This window comes from Leifsonia shinshuensis (assembly GCF_013410375.1).
GTDB lineage: Bacteria > Actinomycetota > Actinomycetes > Actinomycetales > Microbacteriaceae > Leifsonia > Leifsonia shinshuensis.
The window spans coordinates 3,478,750-3,491,708 of record NZ_JACCFL010000001.1 but is presented as its reverse complement, the minus strand read 5'-3'; the positions used below and the strand labels follow the sequence as shown (position 1 = coordinate 3,491,708).

General features: G+C 72.2%; 11 protein-coding genes. 7 read left to right on the top strand and 4 right to left on the bottom strand.

The features are described 5' to 3' along the window. Positions 1–2: 2 nt before the first annotated feature. Positions 3–1,877 (top strand): cation:proton antiporter domain-containing protein, encoded by a 1,875-nt coding sequence (locus tag HNR13_RS16910; protein ID WP_179607677.1) that lies wholly within the window; start codon positions 3–5, stop codon positions 1,875–1,877. A gap of 183 nt (positions 1,878–2,060) precedes the next feature. After that, on the top strand, positions 2,061–2,882 hold the full coding sequence (locus HNR13_RS16905) for a type IV toxin-antitoxin system AbiEi family antitoxin domain-containing protein (RefSeq protein ID WP_179607675.1): 822 nt from the start codon (positions 2,061–2,063) through the stop codon (positions 2,880–2,882). Positions 2,883–3,005: 123 nt separating this feature from the next. Here the strand turns inward: HNR13_RS16905 and HNR13_RS16900 are convergent, their stop codons facing one another. Both HNR13_RS16900 and HNR13_RS16895 read right to left on the bottom strand, forming a co-directional pair. Next, positions 3,006–4,769 carry an ATP-binding protein gene (locus tag HNR13_RS16900; protein ID WP_179607674.1) on the bottom strand — a complete coding sequence of 588 codons (1,764 nt, stop codon included), beginning with the start codon at positions 4,767–4,769 and terminating at the stop codon, positions 3,006–3,008. Positions 4,770–4,871: 102 nt separating this feature from the next. After that, positions 4,872–5,507, bottom strand: a complete 636-nt coding sequence (locus tag HNR13_RS16895) for a Maf family protein (RefSeq protein WP_179609589.1) — start codon at positions 5,505–5,507, stop codon at positions 4,872–4,874. A gap of 24 nt (positions 5,508–5,531) precedes the next feature. Here HNR13_RS16895 and HNR13_RS16890 point away from each other — a divergent pair, with 24 nt between their 5' ends. Genes HNR13_RS16890 through HNR13_RS16875 form a run of 4 tightly spaced genes read left to right on the top strand, consistent with a single transcriptional unit; the run spans position 5,532 to position 9,811 of the window. After that, positions 5,532–6,824 carry a class I SAM-dependent RNA methyltransferase gene (locus tag HNR13_RS16890; RefSeq protein WP_179607672.1) on the top strand — a complete coding sequence of 431 codons (1,293 nt, stop codon included), beginning with the start codon at positions 5,532–5,534 and terminating at the stop codon, positions 6,822–6,824. Positions 6,825–6,862: 38 nt separating this feature from the next. After that, on the top strand, positions 6,863–7,513 hold the full coding sequence (locus HNR13_RS16885; protein WP_179607670.1) for a response regulator transcription factor: 651 nt from the start codon (positions 6,863–6,865) through the stop codon (positions 7,511–7,513). Then, entirely contained in the window at positions 7,500–8,780 is a 1,281-nt protein-coding gene (locus HNR13_RS16880) for an ATP-binding protein (protein WP_179607668.1), read from the top strand. Before HNR13_RS16885 ends, HNR13_RS16880 begins: the two co-directional genes overlap by 14 nt. Further along, positions 8,777–9,811, top strand: coding sequence for a hypothetical protein (locus HNR13_RS16875; protein WP_179607666.1), 1,035 nt, complete (start codon positions 8,777–8,779; stop codon positions 9,809–9,811). Before HNR13_RS16880 ends, HNR13_RS16875 begins: the two co-directional genes overlap by 4 nt. 441 nt (positions 9,812–10,252) lie before the next feature. Here the strand turns inward: HNR13_RS16875 and HNR13_RS16870 are convergent, their stop codons facing one another. Further along, entirely contained in the window at positions 10,253–10,507 is a 255-nt protein-coding gene (locus HNR13_RS16870; RefSeq protein WP_179607664.1) for an acyl-CoA carboxylase epsilon subunit, read from the bottom strand. Then, positions 10,504–12,141 (bottom strand): acyl-CoA carboxylase subunit beta, encoded by a 1,638-nt coding sequence (locus HNR13_RS16865; RefSeq protein ID WP_179607662.1) that lies wholly within the window; start codon positions 12,139–12,141, stop codon positions 10,504–10,506. Before HNR13_RS16865 ends, HNR13_RS16870 begins: the two co-directional genes overlap by 4 nt. A 52-nt stretch (positions 12,142–12,193) precedes the next feature. On the opposite strand from HNR13_RS16865, the gene HNR13_RS16860 reads away from it, so the two are divergent. Continuing rightward, positions 12,194–12,955, top strand: a complete 762-nt coding sequence (locus HNR13_RS16860; protein ID WP_179607660.1) for a biotin--[acetyl-CoA-carboxylase] ligase — start codon at positions 12,194–12,196, stop codon at positions 12,953–12,955. Positions 12,956–12,959: the final 4 nt, after the last annotated feature.

Below are 12,959 nucleotides of genomic sequence, written 5' to 3'. Positions count from 1 at the left end.
GCATGGAGGAGGTCCTGGTCGTCGGCGTCCTGGCCGTGCTGACCATCGCGGCCGCCACCGTCTACGGGCAGCGCTCGGGGGTGGCGTCGCCGCTCATCCTCGTGGTGTTCGGCATCCTGGTGTCGTTCCTGCCGTTCGTGCCGGTGCTGGAGGTCCAGCCGGAGTGGATCATCGCGGGCGTGCTGCCTCCGCTGCTCTACTCGGCGTCGGTCTCGATGCCGGCGATGAACTTCCGGCGTGAGTTCGGCGCGATCGGCGGCCTCTCGGTCGTGCTCGTGATCGTGAGCTCCGTGCTCCTCGGGATCTTCTTCGCCTGGATCATCCCGGGACTCGGACTGGCCTGGGGCGTCGCGCTCGGGGCGATCGTCAGCCCGACGGACGCGGTGGCGACCGGGATCGTGAAGCGCGCCGGGGTGTCGCCGCGCGTGGTGGCCATCCTGGAGGGCGAGAGCCTGCTCAACGACGCCACAGCGCTGGTGCTGCTGCGGGCGGCGGTCGCGGCCGCGGCGGTGGCCTCGTTCACATTCGGCGCGGTGACGCTGACGTTCCTGTACTCCGTTGTCGTGGCCGTGGTGTTCGGCTGGATCGTCGGGCGGCTAAACCTCATCGTGCGGGCCCGGGTCAAGGACGCGACGGTGAACACGGTGATCTCGTTCACGGTGCCGTTCCTGGCGTCCATCCCGGCCGAGGCGCTGGGCGCGTCCGGGCTGGTCGCCGCCGTCGTCGCCGGCCTCATCACCGGCAGCAGGGCGCCGCGCGTGCTGTCGCCGGAGCACCGGCTGTCGGACACGCAGAACTGGCGCACCGTGGAGCTCGTCCTGGAGGGGATGATCTTCCTCACGATGGGGCTGGAGCTGTTCGGCATCGTGCAGAAGGTGCAGACCGACCACTCCGGCGTTCTGCCCGCTGTGGGGATCGCGGCCGTCGCGCTGCTGCTGACCCTGGTCGTGCGGGCCGCGTTCGTCGCCCCGCTGCTCGCCCTGCTGGCGCGCAGAGGCCGCCGCCGCGAGCGGATGCGGCCGGCGCTCACCAAGCTGCAGGAGCGGCTGGAGGACCCGGAGGCCGCCCGGCGGCTGCTGGAGCAGGGTCCGCCCCCGCCCGACGCCGCTGCAGCCCTGCCGGCCGGGGTCGACCTGGCGGAGGATCCGGACGCGCACGCGGACGTGCTCGCCGCCGACCCGGACGTCGCCCACGCCGAGGTCGCGAAGGTGGCGGGCGTGCCGGAGGCGGCCGCCGTCACCCGCGACCGGCTCGGCACGGCGTCGGGATGGCGCGCCCGGCTGGTGCGGCGCCAGCGCGCCAGGCAGCGGGCCTGGACGGTCGAGAACCTGGCCAGGTTCGGCACCAGGCTGCGCCGGGTCCTCGCCGACATCGACTACTTCACCGCGGCCCCGCTCGGCTGGCGGGAGGGCTCCATCGTGGTGTGGGCGGGGATGCGCGGGGCGGTCACCGTCGCCGCGGCGCAGAGCCTCCCGTCGAACACGCCGGGCCGCTCGGTGCTCGTGCTGATCGCCTTCCTGGTCGCGGCCGGGTCGCTGCTCCTGCAGGGCGGCACGCTCGGGCTGGCGCTGCGGCTGGTGAAGCCGACCCCCGCCGATCCGGAGGCCGAGAAGGAGGAGCGGCGACGGCTGCTGGAGCTGTTGCACGAGGCCGGTCAGGCCGTGCCGATGCCGTCGACGACCGAGCGGACGCCGGAGGCGTTCACCCAGCACAAGACCGCGCGGCTGAAGCGCATCCGCGCGCAGCGCGACGCGCTGCTCGACGCCCGCGACGACGGCACCTTCAGCGCCGACGTGCTGGCCGGCGCCCTCAGCAACCTCGACGCCGACGAGATCAGCATCGACCTCAAGGGCGACCCCACCGAGGCCACCGGCTAGCCCACCGCGTCGTCGCCACCGGAGGAGATCCACCCTCCGGTAGCCCCGATCTCCTCCGTTGACTGCGATTCCCGGGCGGGTCGGTGCAAATCTCCTCCCCTCCCAACACCGCTGCCGGCGCGAGTTCTCCACAGATCAGGCGAGAGCCGGACCCGCGAGCGGATGGTTCCGCAGTGTGGGGGGATGAGTTGGCACAGGGTGCTTCGTGAACGGGGCGGGGCGGCGACGCGGCGGGAGTTGCGGAGCGTCACCGATCGCGCGCTGACGAACGCGGTGGACGAAGGAAGGCTTCTGCGACCGAGGCGGGGGATCTATGCGTTGCCGGAGCTGTCGCGCGAGGCGCTGGCGGCGCTTTCGGCAGGCGGGAGGTTGTCGTGCGTGTCGGCCGCGCGGAGCTATGGGCTGTGGGGAGGCCAGGACGGCCGGCTGCATCTGAGTGTCCACCCGCATGCCGGGCGGGTCGCCGACGACGCGGTGCGGCACTGGGGCGCGCACGACGAGAATCCCGAGCTGTGGCGGGTCTCTCTGGCGGACTGCCTCCGGTCGGTGGTCGAGTGCGCGGACGAGGAGACCGCTGTCGCGGTCCTCGACACCGCGCTTGCCGCGCGGCTGGTCAGCATGATCGGGCTGCGAGGCGTCTTCGCCGCGAGCACGGCTCAAGCCAGAGCGGTGGCCGCAGCCGCACGACCCGGATCCGACTCCGGGGTGGAGTCGATCCTCCGCCAACGCCTGACCGCCCGTGGTCATGTCGTCGAGCAGCAGGTGGCCGTGCCCGGAGTGGGGCGTGTGGATGCCCGGATCGACGGCCTCCTGTTCGTGGAGATCGACGGGTACGCGTTCCACTCGGGCAAGGAGGCGTTCGAACGGGACCGCACCAGGGACACCGCGCTGGCCCTCCTCGGCGCGCGACGGCTGCGCTTCCCGGCGCGGGATGTCCTGGCGGACGCCGATGCCGTCGTGGCGACGATCGAGGGCGTGTTGGCAACGGAGGAGTTCCGCGCGTGAAGGACCCCGAAACGCAGCTAACGGAGGAGATCGGGGCCTGGGGAGGGGGGATCTCCTCCGCTAGCTGCGGAAGAACGGGGGGTGGGGTGGGGTGGGGTGGGGTGGGGTGGTGGGGTGGAGGGGTTAGACGATGTTGAGGAGGAGGTGGCCGGAGGAGACGGTCTCGCCGACGGTGGCGTTGATGCCGGCGACGGTGCCGTCCTTGTGGGCGGTGAGGGGCTGCTCCATCTTCATGGCCTCCAGGACCAGCACCAGGTCGCCCTTGACGACCTCGTCCCCGTCGGCGACCGCGACCTTCACGACGGTGGCCTGCATGGGCGCGGTCACCGAGTCGCCGGTCGCGGTGTCGACGGCGTGAGCGCCGGAGCGCCGGCGCGGTGCCGGAGCCGCGGCCTCGGCCGGTCCGCCGCCCGCGAGCAGGCGGGCGGGGAGGGAGACCTCGATGCGCTTGCCCTCGACCTCGACCACGACGTTGCTGCGGCGCTCGGCCGCGCCGGCCTCGCCCAGCTCGCCGGACCACGGCTCGATGCCGCCGGCCCACTCGGTCTCGATCCAGCGGGTGTAGATCGAGAACGGCTCGCCGTCCTGCGGGGCGAAGGCGGGGTCGCGCACGATCGCGCGGTGGAAGGGGAGCACCGTCGGCAGGCCGGCGACCTCGAACTCGTCGAGGGCGCGGCGGGCGCGCTCCAGCGCCTCGTCGCGGCTGGCGCCGGTGACGATGAGCTTCGCCAGCATCGAGTCGAACGCGCCGGAGATGACGTCGCCCGCCTGGATGCCGCTTTCCACGCGGACACCGGGGCCGCCCGGCGCCTTGAAGACGTGCACCGGACCGGGGGAGGGGATGAAGTTGCGGCCGGCGTCCTCGCCGTTGATCCGGAACTCGAAGGAGTGCCCGCGCGGCGTCGGGTCGGCGTAGTCGAGCTCGCCGCCCTCGGCGAGCCGGAATTGCTCGCGGACGAGGTCGATGCCGGTGACCTCCTCGGAGACCGGGTGCTCGACCTGCAGGCGGGTGTTGACCTCCAGGAACGACACGGTGCCGTCCTTGCCGATCAGGAACTCGCAGGTGCCGGCGCCCTGGTAGCCGACCTCCTTGAGGATGGCCTTCGACGCGGTGTACAGCTTGTCGAGCTGCTCCGGGGTGAGGAACGGCGCGGGCGCCTCCTCGACCAGCTTCTGGTGGCGGCGCTGCAGCGAGCAGTCGCGCGTGGACACCACGACGACGTTGCCGTAGGCGTCCGCGAGGCACTGGGTCTCGACGTGGCGCGGCTGGTCGAGGTACTTCTCGACGAAGCACTCGCCGCGGCCGAAGGCGGCGATCGCCTCGCGCGTCGCGGAGTCGAAGAGCTCGGCGACCTCGTCGCGGGTGCGGGCGACCTTGAGGCCGCGGCCGCCGCCGCCGAACGCCGCCTTGATGGCGACCGGGAGGCCGTACTCATCGACGAAGTCGAGGACCTCGGCCGCGTCGGCGACCGGGTTGAGGGTGCCGGGGGCCAGCGGCGCGCCGACCTTCTCGGCGACGTGCCGGGCGGACACCTTGTCGCCGAGGCGCTCGATGGCCTCCGGCGACGGGCCGATCCAGGTCAGGCCGGCCGCGATGACGGCGCGGGCGAAGTCGGCGTTCTCGGCGAGGAAGCCGTAGCCGGGGTGCACGGCGTCGGCGCCGGAGCGGCGGGCGACCGAGAGGATCTTGTCGATGACCAGGTAGGTCTCCGCGCTGGTCGTGCCTTCGAGCGCGTACGCCTCGTCGGCGAGCCGGACGTGGAGGGCGTCACGATCCTGGTCGGCGTAGACGGCGACGGAGGCGATCCCGCTGTCTTTCGCGGCACGGATGACGCGGACGGCGATCTCGCCGCGGTTGGCGATGAGGACCTTGGAGATACGAGGCACAGTTACTTAGCCTATTCCGGGAGCGGGACCAGCTTTTGGACGATCCCCACAAAAAAGCATTTTCACGATGTCAGAGAGTCGACAAGTGACAGGGCGCGGGGATCATGCCCGGTTCCACAGTTCCGTCCACTCCACGCCGAGCCGCCGCACCAGCTCGCGCAGCGTCGACAGCGACAGGCCGACGACCGTGCTCGGGTCGCCCTCCACCCGGGTGATGAACGGGCCGCCGAGGCTGTCGATGGTGAACGAGCCCGCGACCTCGAGCGGCTCGCCGCTGGCGACGTAGGCGTCGATCTCCGCGTCGCTGACGTCGGCGAAGGTGACGGACGCCACCGCGGCCGCGCCCACCGCGCCGTTCTCGCGGCCGTCCCTGTGGTCGATCAGCCAGTGCCCGGAGTGGAGCATCCCGGTGCGGCCGCGCTGCTCCCGCCAGCGTTCGCGCGCCACCTCGGGCAGGTGCGGCTTGCCGTGGATGCGGCCGTCGATCGCGAAGGCGGAGTCGCCGCCCAGGATCAGGCCGTCGACCGGCGCGCCGTTCAGCGTGCCGCGCACCGCCTCCGCCTTGTGCCGCGCGAGCAGCTGCACCATCGCCTGCGGCGAGAGCGGGCCGTGCTCGGCCTCCGCCGCGGCGACGGCGGCCGGCTCGTCCACGTGCGACGGCACCACGATCGGTTCGACCCCGGCCGCGCGCAGCAGGGCGAGGCGGGCGGGGGAGGTGGAGGCGAGGTAGAGGCGCATGGTCACCTGTGGGATGCTCGATGGATGCCCCAGAAGGACGAGGTCGAACTCGACATTATCAATGTCGCGCACGGCGGCGTGTTCGTCGCCCGCCACGAGGGCCGGGTGGTCTTTGTGCCCGACACCCTCCCGGGGGAGCGCGTCCGCGCCCGCGTGGCCGACCGCGCGCACGACCGGTTCTGGCGCGCCGAGCTCCTGGAGGTCCTGGAGCCCGCCGCCGAGCGCCGCGAGCACGTCTGGGACGCTGCCTCCGTTCGCCGCGCCCCCGGACAGCGCGCGGGCGGCGCCGAGTTCGGCCACATCCGCCTCGACCACCAGCGCGAGCTCAAGCGCCGGGTCATCGTCGACGCGCTCCAGCGCACGGCCCGGCTGGACGCGGAGACCATCGACGCGCTCGGCGTCGACGGCGCGGGTCCGGCGGTGGAGGCCGTCTCCGGCGAGACCGAGGACGGCACGGGCTGGCGCACGCGCGTCCGCCTCCAGGTCGGCGAGGAGGGCGCGATCGGCCCGTTCGCCGCGCGAACGCACACCATCGTCCCGGTCACCGACCTGCCGCTCGCGACCGCGACGGTCGAGGAGTCCGCTCCGTTCGGCCAGCGCTTCCCCGGCGCGGAGTCGGTGGACGTCGTCGCGACCGGGTCCGGCGCGACCCATGTGCTGGTCAACGACCGCCCGGAGCGGCGCGGCAAGCGGCTCATCCGCCCGCGCCGCCGGCCGGTCCCGATCCGCGAGCGGGTGGGCGAGCGGGAGTTCCGGCTCGACGCCCGTGGCTTCTGGCAGGTGCACCGCCAGGCGGCGGCGACGCTGACGGAGGCGGTGCGCTCCGCCGTCGACGAGGCGCTATTCGACCCGCGCGCGGCGAACCTCGACCTCTACGGCGGCGTCGGCCTGCTCGCCGCGGCCCTCGGCGACCGGTTCGGCCCGACCCTGCGCATCACCTCGGTGGAGGCCGACGAGGCGGCCACCGACGACGCCGCGGAGAACCTGGCCGAGTGGGTCGGCGCGACCGCCGTCACCGCGCGCGTCGAGCGCTTCGTGACCGGGCTCGCCGCCGAGGCCACCGCCGCCGAGCGCTCCCGGTTGCGCGCGGCGACGGTCGTGCTCGACCCGCCGCGCTCCGGCGCCGGCCGCGAGGTGGTGGACGCGATCGCGTCGATGCGCCCGGCCCAGGTCGTCTACGTGGCCTGCGACCCCGTCGCCCTGGCCCGCGACGTCGCCTACTTCGCCGAGCGCGGGTACCCGCTGCGGACGCTGCGCGCCTTCGACCTGTTCCCGAACACCCACCACGTGGAGGCCGTCGCCACGCTGACCCCCTGACGCCGGAATACTTGTACTCGCGCACTACGATGGTCAGCATGGTGCGAGTGGCAATCGTCGACGATCACGAGTCCGTGCGGCTCGGGCTCAAAGCGGCCTGTCAGGACGCCGGCTACGACGTGGTGGTCGCAGCGGCGACGGTGGACGACTTCGTCCGGCAGCTCGGCTCGCAGGAGTGCGACGTCGTGGTCCTCGACCTCTCCCTGGGCGACGGCTCCAAGGTCACCGACAACGTCAAGCGCGCGCAGGCGACCGGCGCAGCCGTGCTCGTCCACAGCATCGCCGACCGGGTCGCGAGCGTGCGCGAGGCGCTCGCCGCGGGCGTCATCCCCAAGTCCTCGCCGACCACGACCGTGATGAACGCGATCGAGACGGTCGCGCGCGGCGACGTGCTCAACAACCTGGAGTGGGCGACCGCGATCGACGCCGACAGCGACTTCGCGAAGGCCCAGCTCGGCCGCCGCGAGCGCGACGTGCTGCACCTGTACGCGTCCGGCCTCCCGCTCAAGGCCGTCGCGGCCCAGCTCGGGATCGCGAACTCGACGGCGCGCGAGTACCTCGACCGCATCCGCGTCAAGTACGTGGAGGTGGGCCGTCCGGCCCCGACGAAGGTCGACCTGCTGCGCCGCGCGGTGGAGGACGGCATCCTGCCCGGGCTCGACCCCGACACGGGCAATGAGCGCTCCTAGCCTCGAGCGCTCCACGGCGGGAGCACCCCTCGAGACGTCCAAGCCACGCAATCCGCTGAGTCGCGCCAGGATCGAGCGCATCGCCGACCGCACGGTGTCGGCGTTCGGCCTGGTGTTCGGCCTGCAGTCCTTCCCGACGGCGCTCGGCCAGCTGGGCGCGCTGCGCAGCCCGTGGGGCCTGGTCGTGCTGGTGCTGGTCTTCGGCGGCCTCGCGTTCACCGTGCTGCTGGCGATCTTCGCGCAGCGCTTCGTCAAGATCACGATGGGCGTGCTCTCGCTGGTGTACTTCGCCGCGATCGTCACCTGGCCGCTGCTCGCCGACGACCCGCAGGCGTTCGCCTCGGACAAGCCGTGGGTGTGGTTCCTCTGCTCGGTGTTCACCGCGTTCGCCGCCGTCGCCTACCCGCTCTGGCTGGCGATCGTCTACACGTTCATCACTCCGATCGCGTACGGCGTCGTCCGCGCGCTGCCCGCCGGCGGCGGGGTCGGCGCCGAGCTGGCGGGCCTGGACGCGGTGTACGCGATCATCCTCGGCGGCGTGATCCTGGCCATCATCGCGATGATGCGCCAGGCGGCGACCGCTGTCGACGTCGCGCAGAGCCAGGCGCTCGCCAAGTACGGCAACGCCGTTCGGCAGCACGCCACGGAGGTCGAGCGCGTGCAGGTGGACGCGATCGTGCACGACAGCGTGCTGACTACCCTGCTCTCCGCCGCGAGCGCCCGCACGCCGGAGCAGAAGGACCTCGCGGCCCGGATGGCGGCGGACGCCATCGGCCACCTGCACGCCGCGGAGGCGTCCGGACCGGAGGACCAGACGCAGGTCGGTGTGGAGCAGCTCTCCGACCGGCTGGTCACGGCGGCCCGTGCCTTCTCGTCGCCGTTCGAGGTGGACGTGCGCGACGACGCCGAGCTGCACAGCCTCCCGGTCAACGTCGCGGAGGCGGTCTATTCGGCGGCCGTGCAGGCGATGGTCAACAGCATGCAGCACGCCGGGGGAGAGGACGTCCACCGCAGCGTGGTCGTGCGCGGCGGCGACCACGGCGCCGCGGTCAGCGTGGTGGTGAGCGACGACGGCCGCGGCTTCGACGCCGACGAGGTCCCCGCGGAGCGGCTCGGGCTCCGGGTCAGCATCCGGGAGCGCCTCGCCAAGGTCGGCGGCCGGGCGACGGTCGTGTCGGCCCCGGGCGAGGGCACCTCCGTCACCATCGTCTGGCCGGCGGGCGAGCGCGGCTCCGTCGTGGAGCGCGAGCAGGAGGCGGCCGGATGATCACCCTCAACCGCCTGCTGTTCCTCGGGCTCGGGGCGCTGTTCTCGGCGTACCACCTGTTCCTCGGCCTCTCGTCGCTGTCGATCCCGCGCACGCCCGTCCCGGCGGTCGTCGCGATGGCGCTGTACGCGGTCGCGACCGTCATCAGCCTGTGGCCGACGAGCCCGACCAAGATGCCGCTGTGGCTCGCCGCGTTCGACCTCGCGGTGTGCGTCGTCATCCCGATCCTGGTCACCAGCGAGCTGAACCCGGCCAAGGACAACGGCTACGCGACCTGGTACGTCGCGGCCGTCGGCACGCTGATGACGATCGCCGCGGTGCGCCGCCAGCAGTTCGTCGCGTGGGTGGGCGTCGGCTTCCTCGCGGTGCAGACGGTCGTCTGGGCGGGTCCGGGTGCGCTCGCCGGCCTGGGCGTGATCGGCTCCGTCGTCTGGGTGGGCGTCGCCGTCGTCATCTCCGGTTCGCTCGCCAAGGCGGGCAGGGACGCCCTGCAGTTCGCGCGCGCCGAGCGGGAGGCCACCGAGTGGCAGGCCGCCCAGGAGGCGCACGTCATGGAGCGCCAGCTGCGGCTGCGGCAGACCTACCGGGTCGCCGCTCCCATGCTCGCCGAGATCGTGCGCAGGGGCGGCGACCTCACCGAGGCGGAGCGCCGGGAGTGCCGCTACCTGGAGGGCGCGATCCGCGACGAGATCCGCGGCCGCCGGCTGCTCAACGACGACGTGCGGCGCGAGGTCATGGACGCCCGCCGTCGTGGAGTGGTCGTCAGCCTGCTCGACGAGGGCGGGATCGACGACCTGGACCAGACGGGCCTGGAGACGGTCCTGCGGCGGCTGGCGGACGCCATCCGCGGCACGACGACGGACAAGCTGATCGTGCGCACCGTGCCCCGCTCGTCGAAGACCGCCGTGACGGTGGTCGGCCTGCGGATGTCCGACGACGGCGCCGCCAACGCGCTCGGGGCGGAGTCGGAGGACGACGAGGTCGACCTCTGGCTGGAGATCCCGCGGCCCGTCGCCGTCGCCTCCTCCTGAGCCCCCTGCGCTGCGTAGCCCCGGAACGCCCCTCGGGCGTGCGGCTGGGGCCGTTCACGTGCTCCCGGCCGATGACGCGTGGTCCGACTGCGCGTTAAAAGGAGAAAGGGGCCGACACCCGAATTTGTCGGCCCCTTTTCAAACCCCGAGTCAGGGCGACAACCCGAATATCGCCCTGACTCGCCCCCAAAGCACTCGCCCGCTTACCCTAGTCGGCGAGTGATTGGCGGTGTGACTCACGAGGAGAGACACCTAGCAATAACAATATTGTCGGCCCGGGCGATAAATACATAGTCGTCATTTTGGGGGACCCCTGGGGGACACTTTTCCGGCGTCGCAAAACGAGTGTGGCGGAATGTCGACTGACCCACGAGTGGGGGACTCCCCGATCGGGGTACAAATCCGGTTTCGGGGTACGTTGCCCCGCGCTCGGGGGACGCCTCAGCCGGAGAACGAGCGCCACACGCCCGGGCCCGGCGTGAGCGGCGAGCGGAGGCCGCGCTGGGTGCGCTGCCAGCCGTCCGGACCCCGCTGCGGGCGCGCGTCGCGCGCCGCCGCCGCGGCCTCGGCGGCGGCGGTCGCGAGCACAGCGGTGACCGCTGCGATCTCCTCCGGGGTCACGCCCTTCGTGAGGAACCGCAGCTGCGACGGGTCGAGCGGGGACGGGCCGGCCGACGCCTGATGCGCCCCGCTCACAGCGGGATGTTCCCGTGCTTCTTCGGCGGCATCGACGCGCGCTTGGTGCGCAGCGCACGCAGCGCCTTGATGACCGAGATGCGGGTGGCGGCCGGCTCGATCACGCCGTCCAGCTCGCCGCGCTCGGCGGCGAGGAACGGGCTGGCCACGTTGTAGGTGTACTCGCTGGCGAGGCGGGCGCGCACGGCGGCGACGTCCTCGCCGGCCTCCTCCGCGCGCTTGATCTCGCCGCGGTAGAGGATGTTGACCGCGCCCTGACCGCCCATGACCGCGATCTCGGCCGTCGGCCAGGCGAGGTTCATGTCGGCGCCGAGCTGCTTGGAGCCCATCACGATGTAGGCGCCGCCGTAGGCCTTGCGGGTGATGATCGTCACCAGCGGCACCGTGGCCTCGGCGTACGCGTAGAGCAGCTTCGCGCCGCGCCGGATGACGCCGGTCCACTCCTGGTCGGTGCCGGGCAGGTAACCGGGCACGTCGACCAGGGTGAGGATCGGGATGCTGAACGCGTCGCAGAAGCGTACGAACCGGGATGCCTTCTCGCCAGCGTCGATGTTGAGGGTGCCGGCCATGGAGCTCGGCTGGTTGGCGACGATGCCGACCGAGCGGCCCTCCACGCGGGCGAAGCCGATCACGATGTTGGGCGCGAACAGCGGCTGGATCTCCAGGAACTCGCCGTCGTCGACGATGCCCTCGATGATCGTGGTCACGTCGTACGGCTGGTTGGGGGAGTCCGGGATGATCGTGTCGAGCCGGCGGTCGGCGTCGGTGATCTCCAGCTCCGGCTCCGCCTCGAACACCGGCAGCTCGGCCAGGTTGTTCTGCGGCAGGTAGCTGAGCAGGGTGCGCGCGTAGTCGAGGGCGTCCTCCTCGTCGCTCGCGAGGTAGTGCGAGACGCCCGAGATCTTGTTGTGCGTCAGCGCGCCGCCGAGCTCCTCGAACCCGACGTCCTCGCCGGTGACGGTCTTGATGACGTCCGGGCCGGTGACGAACATGTGGCTGGACTTGTCTACCATGATGACGAAGTCGGTGAGGGCGGGGGAGTACACCGCGCCGCCCGCCGCCGGGCCCATCACGATGGAGATCTGCGGGATGACGCCGGAGGCCGCGGTGTTGCGGCGGAAGATCTCGCCGTACTTGCCCAGGGCGACCACGCCCTCCTGGATGCGTGCGCCGCCGGAGTCGAGGATGCCGATCATCGGCACGCCGGTCTTCAGCGCGTGATCCATGACCTTGATGATCTTCTCGCCGGCGACCTCGCCGAGGCTGCCGCCGAAGATGGTGAAGTCCTGGCTGAAGACCGCGACGTTGCGGCCGTGGATGGTGCCGACGCCGGTCACGACCGCGTCGCCGTACGGCCGCTTGGCCTCCATGCCGAACGCGTGGGTGCGGTGGCGCACGAACTCGTCGAACTCCACGAACGAGCCCTGGTCGAGGAGCAGGTCGATGCGCTCGCGGGCGGTCAGCTTGCCCTTCGCATGCTGCTTCTCGATCGCGGCCTGGCCGCTCGCGGTCACGGCCTCGTGGAACCGCTCCTTGAGGTCGGCGAGCTTGCCGGCGGTCGTGAAGGGATCGGGGGTCTGACGTGCTTCGGTGTCGGTCACGCCGTTCACTCTACCTGCCAGCCGAACAGCCATGCCGTCTAGGGAATCCTACAAATCCGCGCCCGTTCGCTGGCAGAATTGAGCAATGAGCTTCCGTCGCAGCAGGGCCGTCGTCCCCGTCCTCGAGGTGCTGCCGGAGGCCGCATCCACCAACGACGTGCTGCAGGCGCGCGCCGGAGACCTGCCCGACCTCGCCGTCGTCGTCACCGACAACCAGACCGGCGGCCGCGGCCGGCTGGGCCGGGTCTGGGTCTCCCCGCCCGGCAAGGCGCTGGCGATCTCCGTGCTGCTGCGTCCGGAGGGCCTCGGCCCGGAGGCGCTCGGCTGGTTTCCGCTCCTGGCGGGGGTCGCGATGAGCCGCGCGCTCTCCGGCTTCGTCTCCCGCGACGTCGCGGTCAAGTGGCCGAACGACGTGCTCATCGAGGAGGCGAAGGTCTGCGGCATCCTCTCGGAGCTGCTCCCCGGCATGGACGGCGTGATCGTGGGAGCGGGGGTGAACCTGACGCTGGAGCAGGACGAGCTGCCGACCCCGACCTCCACCTCGCTGGCCCTCGCCGGCGCGGAGGACATCGACCCGGACGCCGTGCTGGCGGCGTACCTCACCCAGCTCAGCGTGCTCTACCGGGAGTTCGTGGCCGCGGGCGGCGACCCGGTGCGCAGCGCGCTGCGCGACGAGGTCGTGGAGGCCTGCCACACCATCGGGCGCTCGGTGCGCGTCGAGCTGCCCGGCGGCGACGTGCTGCTCGGCACCGCGACGGGGATCGACGAGACCGGCCGGCTGATCGTGGAGTCGGATGACGGCCCGACGGCGGTGGCGGCGGGCGACGTGACGCACCTGCGGTATTAATGGG